Genomic DNA, 15,000 nt, shown 5'->3' on the forward strand with positions numbered 1-15,000 from the left:
TCTGTGTCGAGGGGTGGCGCATGTCCAGGGAGCAACGCGGGCCGAACGAGAAGCTCGGCACCGTTCTCGCCCTCGCGGGAATCAGCAATGCCGGACTCGCACGACGGGTCAACGACCTCGGAGCTCAGCGCGGCCTGACCCTTCGCTACGACAAGACGTCGGTGGCCCGCTGGGTCTCCAAGGGCATGGTGCCCCAGGGCGCCGCGCCCCATCTGATCGCGGCGGCCATCGGCGCCAAGCTGGGCCGCCCGGTGCCGCTGCACGAGATCGGGCTCGCCGACGCCGACCCGGCGCCCGAGGTCGGTCTGGCGTTCCCGCGCGACGTGGGCGAGGCGGTCCGCTCCGCGACCGAGCTCTACCGGCTCGATCTGGCCGGACGGCGGGCGGGCGGCGGCATCTGGCATTCGCTGGCCGGATCCTTCGCGGTCACCGCGTACGCGACCCCCGCCTCCCGCTGGCTCATAACCCCCGCCGACTCGTCTGTCGCACGCGACCACGACGGGGCGGCCGGGACACCGCTGAAGGTCGGCCACAGCGATGTGGCCAAACTGCGGGAGGCGGCGGAGGACGCGCGCCGCTGGGACTCCAAGTACGGGGGCGGGGACTGGCGTTCGTCGATGGTTCCCGAGTGCTTACGAGTGGACGCGGCGCCGCTGCTGCTCGGCTCGTACTCCGACGAGGTCGGCCGGGGCCTGTTCGGCGCGACGGCCGAACTGACCAGACTGGCCGGCTGGATGGCCTTCGACACCGGCCAGCAGGAGGCCGCCCAGCGCTACTACATCCAGGCGCTGCGCCTCGCGCGCGCGGCGGCCGACGTGCCGCTGGGCGGGTACGTCCTCGCCTCGATGTCGCTCCAGGCCACCTACCGGGGCTTCGCCGACGAGGGCGTGGACCTGGCGCAGGCCGCCGTCGAGCGCAACCGGGGCCTGGCGACCGCCCGCACCATGAGCTTCTTCCGGCTCGTCGAGGCACGCGCGCACGCGAAGGCGGGCGACGCGCTCGCGGCCGGGGCCGCGCTCAAGGCGTCCGAGGCGTGGCTGGAGCGCTCCCGGGACGGCGACTCCGACCCGTCCTGGCTGGGCTTCTACTCGTACGACCGCTTCGCGGCGGACGCGGCCGAGTGCTACCGCGATCTGAAGGCCCCGCGCCAGGTGCGCCGCTTCACCGAGCAGGCGCTGTCCCGGCCGACCGAGGAGTACGTGCGCTCGCACGGCCTGCGGCTCGTGGTGTCGGCGGTGGCCGAGCTGGAGTCGGGCAATCTGGACGCGGCGTGCGCGGCGGGCACGCGCGCGGTGGAGGTCGCCGGGCGCATCTCCTCGGCGCGCACCACCGAGTACGTGAGGGACCTGCTGCACCGCCTGGAGCCGTACGGGGACGAGCCGCGCGTGGTCGAGCTGCGGGAACGGGCACGGCCGCTCCTGGTCGCTCCGGCGTAGATCACTTCCCCCACGGGTTTACGGGCATTGTCAGTGGGCCAGTGCACTATTCGGGTGGGAGGTGTGCGGGTGACCGGGTTCGACTGCGACGTGCTGGTGATCGGCGGCGGGATCGTCGGTCTGTCGACGGCGTATGCCCTGACACAGGCCTCTCCCGGCACCCGGGTGACGGTGCTGGAGAAGGAGGACGGCCCGGCGCGCCACCAGACCGGCCGCAACAGCGGCGTGATCCACAGCGGGATCTACTACCGCCCGGACTCCCTGAAGGCGCGGTACGCGGTGCGGGGCGCGGCCGAGATGGTGGCCTTCTGCGCCGAGCAGGGCATCCCGCACGAGGTGACCGGCAAGCTGATCGTGGCCACCGAGCGCGCCGAGCTGCCGAGGCTGCACGCGCTGGTCCAGCGCGGCAGGGAGAACGGGATCCCGGTGCGCGAGCTGGGCCCCGCCCAGATCGCGGAGTACGAGCCGGAGGTCCGCGGCCTGGCCGCGATCCACGTCGGCACGACCGGCGTGTGCGACTACCCGGCGGTGGCGGCGCGCCTGGCCGAGCTCTCGGGCGCGGAGATCCGGTACGGGACGGAGGTCGTCCGGATATCGCGCCGCCCCGACACGGGCGTGGCGGTGCGCACCTCGACCGGGGCGGTGCTGCGGGCCCGGGCGCTGGTGAACTGCGCGGGGCTGCACTGCGACCGGGTGGCACGCCTTGCCGGGGACGACCCGGGGGTGCGGATCGTGCCGTTCCGGGGCGAGTACTACGAGCTGGCGCGGCCCGGCCTGGTCAAGGGGCTGGTCTACCCGGTCCCGGACCCGGCGTTCCCCTTCCTCGGGGTGCATCTGACCCGGGGCGTGGACGGCGGCGTCCACGTCGGGCCGAACGCGGTGCCGGCGGCGGCCCGCGAGGGCTACGACTGGCGCACGGTCCGTCCGGCCGAGCTCGCCTCGACCCTGACCTGGCCCGGCTCCTGGCGGATAGCGGGCCGCCACTGGCGGTACGGGGCGGGCGAGATCCACCGCTCGCTCTCCCGCCGCGCCTTCACGGAGGCGGTGCGCCGCCTGCTCCCCGCGGTCGAGGAGTCGGACCTCCACCCGGCCCCGTCCGGCGTGCGCGCCCAGGCGGTCCTGCGCGACGGCACCCTGGTCGACGACTTCCTGATCCGCGAGGCCCCCCGTACGATCCACGTCCTGAACGCCCCGTCCCCGGCGGCCACGGCGTCCCTGCCGATCGGCCGCGAGGTGGCCCGGCGGGCGCTCGGGGTGCTGGGGGCGATGGGGGTCCCCCCTGCTCCTTAAGAGCTTGGGGGAGGGTGTGAGCAGGCGGCCCCGGGGGCCGGGCACGTAGAATCCGGTCATTGTGTCTGAGCAGCCCCCCGCCTCCGCCCGTCGCCCCAAGGGCGAGCCCCGGTTTCCCGGGGGTCCCGTCGCCGATCCCGCCGGATCGCACCACGAGCGGCGGATCCGCAGTTTCCAGCCGCGCCGCAGCCGGGTGACCACCGGCCAGGGCGAGTACCTGGAGCGGCTGTGGCCGCTGTGGGGGCTCGACATCGACGGGCGCGGCACGCTCGACCTGAAGGCGATGTTCGACGGGCTGCCCGTCGTCCTGGAGATCGGCTTCGGGATGGGCGAGGCGACCGCCGAGATGGCCGCCGCCGACCCCGGCACCGGCATCCTCGCCGTCGACGTCCACACCCCGGGCCAGGGCAACCTCCTGGGCCTCGCCGAGCGCGGCGGCCTCGGCAACGTCCGCGTCGGCAACGGCGACGCGATCATCCTGCTGCGCGAGATGCTGGAGCCCGAGTCGCTCGACGGGCTGCGCGTCTACTTCCCGGACCCCTGGCCCAAGAAGCGCCACCACAAGCGCCGCATCATCCAGCCCGACTTCCTCACCCTCGCCGCACCCCGGCTCAAGCCCGGCGCCGTACTGCACTGCGCCACCGACTGGGAGCCGTACGCCGAGCAGATGCTGGAGGTGCTCAACGCGCACCCCGCGTTCGAGAACACCCAGGCGGACGGCGGCTACGCGCCCAGGCCCGCGTTCCGGCCACTCACGCGCTTCGAGGGGCAGGGCCTCGACAAGGGCCATGTGGTCCACGACCTGCTCTTCACCCGTGTCGCCGAGCTGCCCTCCGCCTGACGGCCGCCCCCACGCACCGTCGCGGATTGTCCGTACCCCTCGTTAGGGTCGTCTGGTGTCGTCCGAGTCACTTCCGCAACGCCAGCCGCCGGGCCCGCTCCAGCCGGTCCCGGAGCGCGGCGCCGAGCCGCGGTTCGACGCCGTGCCGGAGCGCGCCAAGTGGCGCTACCGGCCGCGGCGCGACTTCTGGCGCTCCAGGGCCGTCCGGGCCGGCGCGCTGATCACCCTGCTCGCCCTGTGCGGTCTGGTCATCCTGGCGATCGTGCGGGAGCAGACCGGCACCGAGGGGTTCCTGGTGGGCCTTGCGCTCGCGGTGCTGCCGGTGCCGCTGCTCGGCACCGCGTTCCGCTGGCTCGACCGCGTGGACCCGGGCCCCTGGCGCAACCTGCTGTTCGCCTTCGCCTGGGGCGCCTGCGCCGCCGCGCTTGTGGCGATCATCGCCAACTCGTTCGCGACCAAGTGGATAGCCACCGCGACCGCCGACCCGTCCTCCGCCGACCACCTCGGCGCGACCGTCATCGCGCCGATAGTCGAGGAGAGCGCCAAGGCGGCGGCCGTGCTGCTGCTCTTCCTGTTCCGGAGACGGGATTTCAAGGGGATAGTCGACGGCGTCGTCGTCGCGGGCTTCACCGCGACCGGCTTCGCCTTCACCGAGAACATCCTCTACCTGGGCAACGCCTTCGGCGAGGACCAGGTCAGCCACACCGCGGGCCTCTCCTCGACGACCGCGGCGACCTTCTTCGTACGGATCGTGATGTCGCCGTTCGCGCACCCGCTGTTCACGGTGTGCACCGGCATCGGATTCGGGGCGGCGGCGCTGGCGGTACCGGGCAGCCGCCGGCGCCGGATCGGTCTGCCGGTGCTGGGCCTGCTGTCCGCGATGGGGATGCACGCGCTGTGGAACGGCTCGTCGTCGTTCGGGACGTACGGCTTCTACCTCGTCTACGCCGCGTTCATGGTCCCCGTCTTCGGCCTGCTCACCTGGCTGGCGATCTGGAGCCGCCAGCGGGAGCTGCGCACGGTCGCGGCCGAGCTGCCCGCGTACGCGGCGGCGGGCTGGCTGGGCCCGGCCGAACCACTCGCGCTCTCCTCGATGCGGGCCCGCTCGATGGCCCGCGACTTCGCCTACCGCACCTACGGGGGCAAGCGGGCGGCGCGGACGGTCGCGGAGTACGAGGCGTTCGCGACGGCCCTGGCGTTCCTGCGCCGCCGGGCCCGCCGCGCCCAGGCGGGCCCGGACTTCACGGCCCGCGAGCAGGAGCTGCTGCACCACCTGTGGGAGCGCCGTGCGGTGGCCGGACCCGCGCTGCTCTACGCGGCGGGCGCGGCGGGCCGCCTCTGGATCCCGCCCCAGCCGTACCCCTACGGGCACCGGCCGCCGTACGGACACCAGGCCCCGTACGGACACGACCGGTCCTCCTCCCCGTACAACCCCTATCTGCGCTGAGGCGGCCGACGCCTACGCCGACGCGGTCTTCAGCTCGCTCAGCTCCGCGTCCGTGAGCTCCAGGTCGGCGACCGCGAGGAGCGCGGGCAGCTGCTCGACCGTACGGGCCGAGGCGATCGGGGCGACCACGGTCGGCTGGGCGGCCAGCCAGGCCAGCGCGACGCTCGCGGGCTCGGCGTCGTGCGCCTGCGCGACGCGGTCGAGCGCGGCCAGCACCTTCGCGCCCCGGTCGGTCTCCAGGTGCTTGGCGGCGCTCCCGGCCCGCGCGCTCTCGACGTCCTGGCCCGGGCGGTACTTGCCGGTGAGGAACCCGGAGGCGAGCGCGAAGTAGGGGACGGCGGCCAGGCCCGAGCGGCCGGCGGTGTCCTGGAGGGCGCCCTCGTAGGTGCCGCGCGAGACCAGGTTGTAGTGCGGCTGGAGGGCGACGTACTTGGCCAGGCCCTCGCGGTCGGAGAAGTCCAGCGAGTCCTGGAGCCGCTCCGGGGAGATGTTGGAGGCGGCGACGGCACGTACCTTGCCCTCCCGCACCAGCTGGTCGAGGGCGGTGACGATCTCCTCGACCGGGACGGACTCGTCGTCGAAGTGCGTGTAGTACAGGTCGATGTAGTCCGTGCCGAGCCGGCGCAGCGACGCCTCGGCGGCGGCCTTGATGGTGGGAGCCGCGAGCCCCTTGAACTCCGGGTGCCCGCCGACCTTCGTGGCGACGACGACGTCCGCGCGGTTGCCGCGCGCGGCCAGCCACTTGCCGATGATCTCCTCGGACTCGCCGCCCTTGTTGCCGGGGATCCACGACGAGTACGTGTCGGCGGTGTCCACGAAGTTGCCGCCCGCGGCGGAGTACGCGTCGAGCACCGCGAACGACGCGGCCTCGTCGGCGGTCCAGCCGAAGACGTTGCCGCCGAGGGCGAGCGGGAAGACGGAGAGGTCGGAGGAGCCTAGGGGGCGCAGAGAGGTCATGGGGAGTGAACGGGCGGGCGGGGCACGGCTATTCCGCGCCCCCGCCCGAGGAGCCCCTGCCCGAGGCGCCCCCGCCCCACACGCGCACGTCCTACGGGTTCAGGCCCTTCGACTGCAGCCACGCCATCGGGTCGATGCCCGTGCCGCCCGGGGTGTGCACCTCCAGGTGCAGGTGCGGGCCCGTCACGTTGCCGGTGGCGCCGACGCGGCCGATCGTCTCGCCGGTCGTCACCTTCTGGCCCGCGCTGACCGCGATCGAGGACTGGTGGCAGTACCAGAGCTCCGAGCCGTCCTCCAGCTCGATGACCGTGCGGTAGCCGTACGAACCGGACCAGCCCGCCGACTTGACCGTGCCGCCGTGGATCGCCTTGAGCGGGGTGCCGGTGGGGGCGGCGAAGTCGAGTCCGGTGTGGTGGCCGGAGGACCACATCGAGCCGGCCTCGCCGAACGTCGAGGTGATCGTGTACGAGGCGACCGGGAGCGAGAAGCTCTTGGCGAGCTCGGCGAGCCGCTCCTCCTCCGCCTTCTTGGCGGCGGCCTCCTCGGCGGCCTTCTTCTCGGCCGCCGCCTTCTGCTCGGCGGCGCTCTGCGCGGCCTTCGCCTCGGACGCCGCCTTCACGGCCGCGGCCTTCTCGGCGGTCGCCTTCGCCTCGGCCTCGGCGTCGTTCTGCTGCTGCTCGGCCTGCTGGAGGATGCGGGCGCGCAGGGCCTCGCCGGCGCCGGTGGCGCCCTGCTCCGCGTCGGCCCGGGAGACGCCCGCCATGGTGAGGGGGGCGCTCGCGACGGCCTTGTCGGCCTGGGCGGCCGGGGAGGTGTCGGGCTTCTCGTCGTCGCCCGCGATGTCGGATATCAGCGTGCCCACGCCCGGCAGGGACTTGACGTCGGGCAGGTTGTCCGCGACCGAGTCGGGCAGGGATATGGAGACCGGCGGCTTGCTCTGCGCGCTGGCCATGCCGCCCGCGCCGACGGCCGCGATGACGCCGACGCCGAGGACGGTGGAGCTGCGGGCGAGCCCGCCGCGCTGCTTGACGACCCGGTGCCGGCCGCGGGTGGCGACCGATTCCTCGGTGGGGTTCCACTCCTCCCACACCTCGGTGTCACTGGGCGCGGTCCCGTACAGGGAGACGGGGGAAACCGGCGGGGTGCCGAGGGCAGGCTCGTTGGACGCCACGGAGGCGCACTCCTTTCCTTCCTTCTCGCCTACCGGGTTAGCTGACGGGTTCGGAGCAGGAAGGTCTCCTACGGGCACCTCTTCGAAGGTGCAAAGGTGCCCGATTCACCCCAAGTTGGTGGTTCCCCGGTTCCCTTTCGGGATTCGGCGCGTGCGCACGGTGCCGCCTCTGCGACGGCTGGGACGACCGCGCTGCGTTATCGAACGTTAATAGACAGGGGGACCGGATTCCAAGCGGTTCCCCCTGATCGTCGGGGGCAAGAGTTGACGGTGTGTCAATTGTTATGCACAGGGATGCCGTTCGACTACGTACGGTCACGGCACCACCGGCATCGTCCGCCGCCGCTCCGGCTGCCGCACCCCGGGCCGCCCCACCGCGAGCAGCGCCATGTCGTCGCTGGCGCCCCCGCCCGTATGTCTGCGCACGTCGTCGACCAACGCGTCCAGGACCCGGTCGGGGCCCGGGAAGATCCGGCCGCGCAGCCGCTCGTGCGGGTCGTAGAAGACTCCCGGCGGCTCCACCGAGCGCGCCTCGGAGAGGCCGTCGGTGTAGAAGAGCAGCGTCGCCCCGGCCGGGAAGGGGTACGCCTCCGCCCGGTCCGGCCACACCCCCAGCTCCGCCATCCCCAGCGGCAGCGCAGGGTCGGACGGGGTGAGCGCGTCCAGGGCCCCGTCGGCGTGGAGCAGCAGCGGCTCGGGGTGACCCCGGTTCACCAGTCGTACGGGCCCGGCGCCGCGCGGGATCTCGGCGAGCACGGCCGTGGTGAACCCCTCGACGGCGTCCAGGCCGTCGCGCCGGGTGCCCTCCCGGGTCAGCGCGCGCTCCAGGCGCCCGGCCACGGCCTCCAGGGTCGCCTCCTGCTCGGCCGCCTCCCGGAACGCCCCGATGACCACGGCCACCGCCTCCACCGCCTCAAGCCCCTTGCCGCGCACGTCCCCGACGACCAGGCGCACCCCGTACGGCGTGTCCTGGACGGCGAAGAGGTCCCCGCCGATGAACGCGTCGGCCTGGGCCGCCTCGTACCGCGCGGCCACCTGGAGGCCCCCGATGCGCTCGGCGGGCGTCGGCAGCACGGCGCGCTGGGCGGTCTCCGCGATGACCCGGGCCGAGGCGAGCCGCTCACCGCTGCGCCGCAGCATGCGGTTGATGAAGAGGGCGAGCGCGCCGACGGTGGTGACGGTGAACAGCTCGCTGACCGCCTCGCCGGTGCTGGGGATGTCGTGCAGATACTCCGTGACCAGCACCGCCCCGACCGCCGACGCACCCGCGACGGCGGTGCCGACCGGTCCGAAGAAGGGGGCCGCGATCAGGGGCGCGGCCGCGAAGAGGGCGGCGGCGGTCAGATCGGGCGGCGTCGCCACGTCGAGGACGACCCCGACGACCAGGAGCAGCGCGGGCAGCACGCGCACCAGGGCGAGGCGCCGGGAGCCGTCCCGGCCGCCGCCGTCCGATCGCTGCCGCACCCGTGGCCTCCAGCCCGTCCGCAGGGCAGCGGCGTTCCGCGCCCCACCCAGGGTGCCGGGCCTCTCCGCCAGCGGCGACCTCACCTCGGCCAACCGGGTGCGGCCTCAGTGGCGCTCCGCGCCCGTCGCGATCAGCCGCGCCCGGCACCTGCGGGGCCCGGCCCGGCCCCGTACACAGGTCCCCCGGGCATGGCGTCGGGCCGCCGGGGCGCCGTGGACGGAGGGGACGCCGCCCTTCGTGTACGAGGGGGCGGTCACCCAGGGCGCGGCCGGCGACAGGGGCAGCGACAGCGGCAGGGACAGACACATCAGCAGCGCGCACAGGGCGACGAACAGCGGCACGGCGGGCACCTTCCGCCGCCTCGCCGCTCGCAGCAGCCCCGCCATGTGGTCACGCATAGCATCCGTGAGACTACTTGACGTACATCTCTCGGCCGGTGAGGTGCCGCTGGGCGCTTCACGACCCGCACGCCGGAACTTGACGTCGCGCGAAGGCCGACCGCAGGCTCGTGGCCCATGCACGAACTTCGCTCGACCGCCGCCCTGCCGTCCGACCCGCCGCTCCTGTGGGCCGCCCAGGGCCTGACCGGGCCCTCCCGCGCCTGGGCGAGCGAGGACGGCCGCGCCTTCGCCGTCGCCGCCCCCGATCTGTCCCGCCACGACCGGCTGGCCGTCTCGGGGCCCGTCGGGTCGCTGGCCCCGCTGGTCGCCTCGGTGCTCGCCGAGACCGGCCCGTCCTACCGCCCGCTCGGCGACGAGACGACCGTGCGGGCGCTGGTGGAGGCACTGCCGGAGCTGCGCACGGTGGCCGCGTTCGGCTGGATGGGCCGTACCCGCCCCCTGTCGCCCACCGAGGCGGGCGCGGCGGACGAGGGCAAGGCGTGCTGGCTGGCGGACGACGACGCCGAGGAGATCACCGCGCTGCTCGCCGAGGCCTTCCCCGGCTCGTACGCGCTGCCGGGCGCGCCGGGCGTCGAGCGGTGGGCGGGCACCCGGGACGACGCGGGCCGCCTCACCGCCGTCGCCGCGCTCGCCTGGTCGTCCCCCGAGGTCGGGCTGCTCGCGGGGGTCGCCGTGCACCCGTCGGCGCGGGGCCGGGGCCTGGCCCGTACGGTCGTCGCCAAGGTGCTCGCCGAGGCGCTGGCCGCGCACGGGACGGCGGGCCTGATGGTGGACGGCGCCAATGACGCGGCGATACGCCTGTACGAGGACCTGGGCTTCGCGTACCGGCGCTTCCTGGCGGCGGAACTGGCGGTATAGCCGGGGCGGCCCGGGAATGCCTGAGGCCCGGCACATTCTCATGTGCCGGGCCTCAGGGCTTCAGTAGCGGGGACAGGATTTGAACCTGCGACCTCTGGGTTATGAGCCCAGCGAGCTACCGAGCTGCTCCACCCCGCGTCGGTAAACACAACTGTACGGCATGCGGGGCGGTGCTCCGTACCGCTTTACGAGGAGCCCGTGCGCGGGGCCTCCGCCCCCGCCGACCAGTGGCCCCGCGAGGCGGCCAGCACGAACCCCGGCCCGAAACCGATGATCAGGCCCGACTGCCGGTCGCCGGGGGCCTGCGCGAAGGTGCGGGCCAGCACGTCGAGGACGGCGGAGCCGCCCAGGTTCCCGTTGGCGGCCAGGCTCGCCCAGGCGTGCCGCAGATCGCCGTGGTCGCGGTCGCCGTCCAGGCCGAACCCGGCGGCCGCGTCCTCCAGGATCCGGGGCCCGCCGGGGTGGACGACCGCGAACTCCAGGGCCCGGCCGCTGCCGCCGAGCCATTTGCGCACCGCCGGGAGGCTGTCGCTGAGCGCGGTGGTCGCGGCGGCCGTGGAGTCGAAGTGCAGCCCGGCGGCCGTGAGGCGGCCCCGGTAGCGGTCGATGCTGTCGGGCAGGACGTACTCGAAGGTGTCCTCGATGACGAAGCTGGGCCCGCTCCAGGCCGGGGTGTCCGAGACGACCACCGCGCCCGAGCCGTCCCCGAAGAGCACTTTGTAGATCATCGACTCCCGGCTGGTGTCGGTGTGGTTGTACGTGGCGGTCGACAGGCACTCGGAGACGACGACCAGGACGTGGGAGCCCGGGTGCGCGGCGATGTCCTCGTGCGCCCGGACCAGGCTGTGGGCGCCGCCCGCGCAGCCGACGGTCGACAGGTGGACGCGCCGTACGTCCGGCCGCAGGCCCAGTTCCCGGACGAGGGCGACGTCGAGGGAGGGCACGGTCCAGGAGGTGGTGTGGCTGGTGATGACGCAGTCGATGTCGTCGGGGGCGAGGCCGGCGTGGGCCAGGGCCCGGCGCCCGGAGCGGACCGCGAGCCGCAACGCGTCTTCGTACGCCGCCCTGTTGCGCTCCTCGACGGTGGCATTTCCGGCCACGGTCGGGGCGTCGAGAGGGCGGGTGAAACGGCGGGTACGGACGGTGGTGGCCCGGGCTATCCGCAGGTGTGCCTCCAGCCGCGGGCGATCGGGGTTGGCACGTCGGATGTCCGCGCAGATCTCATCCGTGGCGATGAGGTGGTCCGGCAGCACTATGGCGGGGAGGGCTATGTGAGCGGGCACGAGTGGGCTCCCTCGGGTGGCCAACGAGCGAAACCTCAACCTACTTGAGACGGCTGGAATTCGTTCCTGGGAATTCGAACAGAGCTCAGCCGGAGGGAGTCGTTCCACGCGTTGCCCCACCCCTGGGGCACGCCGGTCGTGCGCTCAGCTCGTCAACGGCGCACGCAGCACCGGGTGACGGCTCACCAGGGACGCCCCCGGGGTGTAGAGGAGCAGCATCACCCGGGCCCCGGGCGAGGTGACGGGCTCGGCCACGCAGGTCGTAACCCACCCCGACCCCAACTCGCTGTGCCGGATGGGCCGTTCGGACCCGTCGGGGTACGGGATCGGGGTGGCCCCGGCCTCCCGGTAGAGCGGCCCGGCGACGGGGTCGGCCTGCACCTCGGCCTCAAGGCGCCGCAACTCCACGTGGTTGGGCCGCATTTCGACCCCGTGCCGCAACTGGGGCAGCACCATGGGCGCCCACCGGGTCTCCCAGTCCGTCAGCACGTCCTCGCGCGCCTCGGGGTCGAGGGTCATCCACCGCATGGTGTTGGCCGGAACCTGACCGCGCGGGAAGAGGGCGGCGAACTCCGCGTTGTGGGCGAGCAGGTTCCAGGCGGCGTCGGTGATGTAGGCCATCGCCCCGTCGATCTGCTCGACGACCCGCTGCCAGACGCCGGGCACCGACATGCCGGAGTCGCGGTGCAGGGTGTACGGCGGGTACTCGCGCCGGGTGAGCCGCCAAAGGAACGTCCACTCCTGCTCGTTGAGGCGCAGGGTGCGGGCCACATTGGTCAGGAACTCGGCAGTGGGGTTCAGCTGCCCGTTCTCGAACCGGTTGTACGTACCCGGCGTGCGCTCCAGAAGGATGTCCATCTGCTCCTGGCTGAGCCCGGCGACCCGTCGGCCCGGCCCCGCCTGACGCGGCGGAAACCCGGCGGACTCCGGGCGGATGGCGGCGCGCCGTTCCTGGAGGAGCGTCTTGAGGGGCATGCGGTCACGGGCGGCGAGCGGCAAAGCGGGACCTTCGTTCACGGGGGGACGGGGACGAACGGCTGTCGTCGCGGCGGGACGACGGGTGGTGACGGTCTGTCGGCGACGACCTCCTCTTCGGTCTCTTCGTCGGCCTTCTCTCGGCCTTCTCTTCGATCTTCTCTTCGATCTTCTCTTCGGTGACGCTGATGTCCGGGGCCGAATGTTGATGGCTGGATCATTATCTGCAATTCAGCCCCCTGGAAAGGGGGCGGGGTACCCCTCCAGACTGTTCCGCACGAAGCCCTCACGGGTCTCGTACGCATCGACCCAGGCCAAAGCGGTTGCTTGGTGTCCTTCACCGGACACCGCATCCCGCCCTTCACCCGGGACGCGGCGGCCGCCCCTGTGCCGCGGGGACGGCCGGCGTACACGTACCCCATTCAGCGGCCGGTGTCGACAATCGCCAATACGTCGCGTCCTCGACACCGGCCGCCCGCGGCGCGCCGGAGAGCAACATTCCCCCGTCTCCGGCCAGCTCCGGCATGCGGGCCGGGGCTGAACGGCCGGTGCCGTGGAGCCCGCCCCCTTGGGCGGCCCCACGGCACCGGCCGTCTTTTCGTGTTCCTCCCCTGCCAGGGAATGACCGAAAATCGCAATTTTCGCAACTATGACCGATCGATCCAGGTCACAGTCGCTTTGGCGTTATCTGATCCTGTACGGCGGTGGGGCACCCGGCGAAGGTTGATCCGTGCCGCCGACGGTCCGTCGGCGGCACGTTCGAACCGCGAACCGAACCGAGCGAGAGGAATTCCCGCATGCCTCCGATCCCGGTACGTCCCGGCATCTACAAGATCCACGCGCACATCATCGGCCCGACCTCCCTGGTGACGGCAACCGAGTACGCGGTGAAGCACGGCGCCCCCGTCATCACCGACCGCCTCAACCCGCTCCCGATCGAGCAGGACTGGATCATCGAGCCCACCGAGCCCATCCCCGGCGCGCCGTACGTGATCCACCTGGCCCACCACGAGGCGGCGGGCCTGGTGATCCAGGAGGACAAGCTCTACGTCAACTCGGTCCCTCGCCCCGAGTGGGCGAAGTTCACGTTCGAGCACGTCATCGGCGGCGTCAAGATCCTCTCCGACAAGGGCCTCGCCCTGCGGGCCGGCCACCGCGGCGCCCAGCTCGTACTCGCCGCGCCGAAGCCGGAGTTCCAGGAGACGTTCACGCTGGAGTTCGTGAGCCCGATGAACGAGGAGTAGACCGGTCGGGATCCGGGGGACCCCCGGATCCCGAACCCCGCGTCCCCTTCCCACCCATCCAGGAGTGAGGACAGGGCGAGCGAAACCCTGGGCTTCCTCGGGCTGGCCAACGAGGCCGTACGCCTGGTGCGCGACAAGTTCCCCGACACCCAGCTGCTGGAAGGCGACGGCCTCGCACCCGTGGCTGGAAGACCGCGTCATCCCCTGGCCCGTGAGCCTGGAACTCACCGCGGCCGACAAGCTACTGAAGGAAAAGGCCCACTACTCCGGCCCGTACAAGTCGGTGACCCTGCGCTGGCCGCTCTTCCCCGGGATGAACGAGCCGTACTACATCTTCAACACCCCGGACTTCGGCCACTACTTCGTCGGCGTCTACTCCCAGCAGGTCAAACACACCGTCTGAGCCTGACCGCCCGGCCCTCATCGCGCGTTGCGCGGTGGGGGCCGACGGCTTGGGGGGCAGGGCCCGGAAGGGTCGCCGCACACTCCCGCTCGACCGCGTGGTGCACCGCAGCGGGCCGTACATCCTGAGCAATGCAGCTGGACATATCCAGCGAGATATACGCGAGGGGAGCCTGCTCATGACCCGCACCGTCATCGACCTCGACGACGAGGCCCTGGAGGCTGCCGCCAACGAGCTCGGCACCACGACACGACCAAGCGGGACACGGTCAACACCGCCCTGCGCGAGATCGTCGAGCGCAACCGTCGTCTGCGCGCCCTGCACGAGCTGCAGGGCCTGACGGCCGACGGCGCCCTGGACGCCGAGCTCCTGCTCGACAAGCGCACCTACCGGCGCGGTGCCGCCCGGTGAGCGTTGCCGACTACCTGATCGACACCTCCGCTCTCGCCCGGATCCTGCTGCGCCAGGCGACCGACGTCTGGGAACGGCACATCCCTGTGCGACCTCACCGAGCTGGAGCTGCTCCATTCCGCCCGCTCGGCCGAAGACCGCGAGAGCATCCGGCTGCGGCTGAACCAGTTCACCCGGTGCCCCATGCCGGACGGCATCTACCGACGCGTGCGGGTGGTCCAGGAACAGCTCACCGCGAAGGGCGAGCACCGCAGCGCCGGAGCCGTGGACCTGCTCCTCGCCGCGGTCGCCGAGGAGGCCGGGCTTGACGCTGCTCCACTGCGACCAGGACTTCGAGACGATCGCGCGGACGACCTCCCAGCCCGTCCGCCGGATCGACCTCAAGCCATAGACCCCGGGTTCCTGTTCCGGGACCCCTCTCCGGGGATCTCGGGCCCACACCGGGCCGACGGCACTGCCGACCACGCGAGGTGCCCCGCCCAGGAAACCCGGACGGGGCACTCAAGCGCAGGTCAGAGGCTATATAGCCACTGCCGCCGCCGGTAGGCCATGTCGGACTCGAACCGACAACCAACGGATTAAAAGACCCGGCAAGATCATGCCGGGCGGTATTGGCTGCTCCCCCGCCGTCCTGTTTTGCCTGGTCAGCGAGGGGTGGCTTGCCGATCGGTCCAGGTCCGGGTGGCTTGTGATGGCGCATCCGCTCACGCATCGCTCACGCATGACTGTGATCTGACCTGCCCCGATCACAGTCAGCCGTACCTGTCCCGCCAACGTGTCCCAGGAACTGCGACCGCACAACGCTGGAGCCCCGCCAG

Annotated in this window: 13 protein-coding genes, 1 tRNA gene, 2 pseudogenes and 1 riboswitch; of the genes and pseudogenes, 9 read left to right on the forward strand and 7 right to left on the reverse strand. The window is 72.6% G+C overall.

Features of this window, described 5'->3' with window-relative positions:
- Window positions 1-20: 20 nt before the first annotated feature.
- The 4 genes from QIY60_RS11845 (at window position 21) to QIY60_RS11860 (ending at window position 5,014) form a co-directional block, all read left to right on the forward strand.
- Window positions 21-1,436, forward strand: a complete 1,416-nt coding sequence (locus QIY60_RS11845) for an MFS transporter (protein ID WP_283142381.1) — start codon at window positions 21-23, stop codon at window positions 1,434-1,436.
- A 63-nt stretch (window positions 1,437-1,499) separates the two neighbouring features.
- Window positions 1,500-2,726 carry an L-2-hydroxyglutarate oxidase gene (lhgO, locus tag QIY60_RS11850; RefSeq protein WP_283142382.1) on the forward strand — a complete coding sequence of 409 codons (1,227 nt, stop codon included), beginning with the start codon at window positions 1,500-1,502 and terminating at the stop codon, window positions 2,724-2,726.
- A gap of 61 nt (window positions 2,727-2,787) precedes the next feature.
- Window positions 2,788-3,567 (forward strand): tRNA (guanosine(46)-N7)-methyltransferase TrmB, encoded by a 780-nt coding sequence (gene trmB / locus QIY60_RS11855; RefSeq protein ID WP_283142383.1) that lies wholly within the window; start codon window positions 2,788-2,790, stop codon window positions 3,565-3,567.
- A 55-nt stretch (window positions 3,568-3,622) separates the two neighbouring features.
- On the forward strand, window positions 3,623-5,014 hold the full coding sequence (locus QIY60_RS11860) for a PrsW family intramembrane metalloprotease (RefSeq protein ID WP_283142384.1): 1,392 nt from the start codon (window positions 3,623-3,625) through the stop codon (window positions 5,012-5,014).
- Window positions 5,015-5,026: 12 nt separating this feature from the next.
- Here the strand turns inward: QIY60_RS11860 and QIY60_RS11865 are convergent, their stop codons facing one another.
- The 4 genes from QIY60_RS11865 to QIY60_RS11880 form a co-directional block, all read right to left on the reverse strand.
- Entirely contained in the window at window positions 5,027-5,971 is a 945-nt protein-coding gene (locus QIY60_RS11865) for an aldo/keto reductase (RefSeq protein WP_283142385.1), read from the reverse strand.
- Between the two features lie 91 nt (window positions 5,972-6,062).
- A complete protein-coding gene (locus QIY60_RS11870; protein ID WP_283145902.1) occupies window positions 6,063-7,091 on the reverse strand; it encodes a M23 family metallopeptidase in 1,029 nt (342 codons plus the stop codon).
- Between the two features lie 62 nt (window positions 7,092-7,153).
- Window positions 7,154-7,302, reverse strand: a riboswitch (cyclic di-AMP (ydaO/yuaA leader).
- Window positions 7,303-7,457: 155 nt separating this feature from the next.
- Window positions 7,458-8,606 carry a PP2C family protein-serine/threonine phosphatase gene (locus tag QIY60_RS11875; RefSeq protein WP_283142386.1) on the reverse strand — a complete coding sequence of 383 codons (1,149 nt, stop codon included), beginning with the start codon at window positions 8,604-8,606 and terminating at the stop codon, window positions 7,458-7,460.
- A 105-nt stretch (window positions 8,607-8,711) separates the two neighbouring features.
- A complete protein-coding gene (locus QIY60_RS11880; RefSeq protein ID WP_283142387.1) occupies window positions 8,712-9,005 on the reverse strand; it encodes a hypothetical protein in 294 nt (97 codons plus the stop codon).
- A gap of 117 nt (window positions 9,006-9,122) precedes the next feature.
- Here QIY60_RS11880 and QIY60_RS11885 point away from each other — a divergent pair, with 117 nt between their 5' ends.
- Complete coding sequence (locus QIY60_RS11885; protein WP_283142388.1) at window positions 9,123-9,866, forward strand: GNAT family N-acetyltransferase; 744 nt, start codon at window positions 9,123-9,125, stop codon at window positions 9,864-9,866.
- Between the two features lie 64 nt (window positions 9,867-9,930).
- Here the strand turns inward: QIY60_RS11885 and QIY60_RS11890 are convergent.
- The 3 genes from QIY60_RS11890 to QIY60_RS11900 all read right to left on the reverse strand — a co-directional run bounded on the left by QIY60_RS11890 (window position 9,931) and on the right by QIY60_RS11900 (window position 12,124).
- Window positions 9,931-10,004 (reverse strand) — tRNA-Met (locus tag QIY60_RS11890).
- Window positions 10,005-10,051: 47 nt separating this feature from the next.
- On the reverse strand, window positions 10,052-11,149 hold the full coding sequence (locus QIY60_RS11895; protein ID WP_283142389.1) for a PhlD: 1,098 nt from the start codon (window positions 11,147-11,149) through the stop codon (window positions 10,052-10,054).
- A gap of 144 nt (window positions 11,150-11,293) precedes the next feature.
- On the reverse strand, window positions 11,294-12,124 hold the full coding sequence (locus QIY60_RS11900; protein WP_283142390.1) for a helix-turn-helix domain-containing protein: 831 nt from the start codon (window positions 12,122-12,124) through the stop codon (window positions 11,294-11,296).
- A gap of 797 nt (window positions 12,125-12,921) precedes the next feature.
- Between QIY60_RS11900 and QIY60_RS11905 the strand changes: the two genes are divergently transcribed.
- The 4 genes and pseudogenes from QIY60_RS11905 (at window position 12,922) to QIY60_RS11920 (ending at window position 14,573) form a co-directional block, all read left to right on the forward strand.
- On the forward strand, window positions 12,922-13,368 hold the full coding sequence (locus QIY60_RS11905) for a hypothetical protein (protein ID WP_283142391.1): 447 nt from the start codon (window positions 12,922-12,924) through the stop codon (window positions 13,366-13,368).
- A gap of 211 nt (window positions 13,369-13,579) precedes the next feature.
- On the forward strand, window positions 13,580-13,771 hold the full coding sequence (locus tag QIY60_RS11910) for a hypothetical protein (RefSeq protein ID WP_283142392.1): 192 nt from the start codon (window positions 13,580-13,582) through the stop codon (window positions 13,769-13,771).
- A gap of 178 nt (window positions 13,772-13,949) precedes the next feature.
- A pseudogene (locus QIY60_RS11915) lies at window positions 13,950-14,182 on the forward strand (type II toxin-antitoxin system VapB family antitoxin).
- Window positions 14,179-14,573: pseudogene (locus QIY60_RS11920) on the forward strand (PIN domain nuclease). Before QIY60_RS11915 ends, QIY60_RS11920 begins: the two co-directional pseudogenes overlap by 4 nt.
- The last annotated feature ends 427 nt before the right edge of the window (window positions 14,574-15,000 follow it).

The organism is Streptomyces sp. BPTC-684 (assembly GCF_030028635.1).
Taxonomy (GTDB): domain Bacteria; phylum Actinomycetota; class Actinomycetes; order Streptomycetales; family Streptomycetaceae; genus Streptomyces; species Streptomyces noboritoensis.

Excerpts from the sequence above, each read along its gene's own strand:
- QIY60_RS11885 (WP_283142388.1), top strand. The coding sequence starts at position 9,123 with ATGCACGAACTTCGCTCGACCGCCGCCCTGCCGTCCGACCCGCCGCTC.
- QIY60_RS11880 (WP_283142387.1), bottom strand. The coding sequence starts at position 9,005 with ATGCGTGACCACATGGCGGGGCTGCTGCGAGCGGCGAGGCGGCGGAAG.
- QIY60_RS11865 (WP_283142385.1), bottom strand. The coding sequence starts at position 5,971 with ATGACCTCTCTGCGCCCCCTAGGCTCCTCCGACCTCTCCGTCTTCCCG.
- QIY60_RS11900 (WP_283142390.1), bottom strand. The coding sequence starts at position 12,124 with ATGCCCCTCAAGACGCTCCTCCAGGAACGGCGCGCCGCCATCCGCCCG.
- QIY60_RS11845 (WP_283142381.1), top strand. The coding sequence starts at position 21 with ATGTCCAGGGAGCAACGCGGGCCGAACGAGAAGCTCGGCACCGTTCTC.
- QIY60_RS11905 (WP_283142391.1), top strand. The coding sequence starts at position 12,922 with ATGCCTCCGATCCCGGTACGTCCCGGCATCTACAAGATCCACGCGCAC.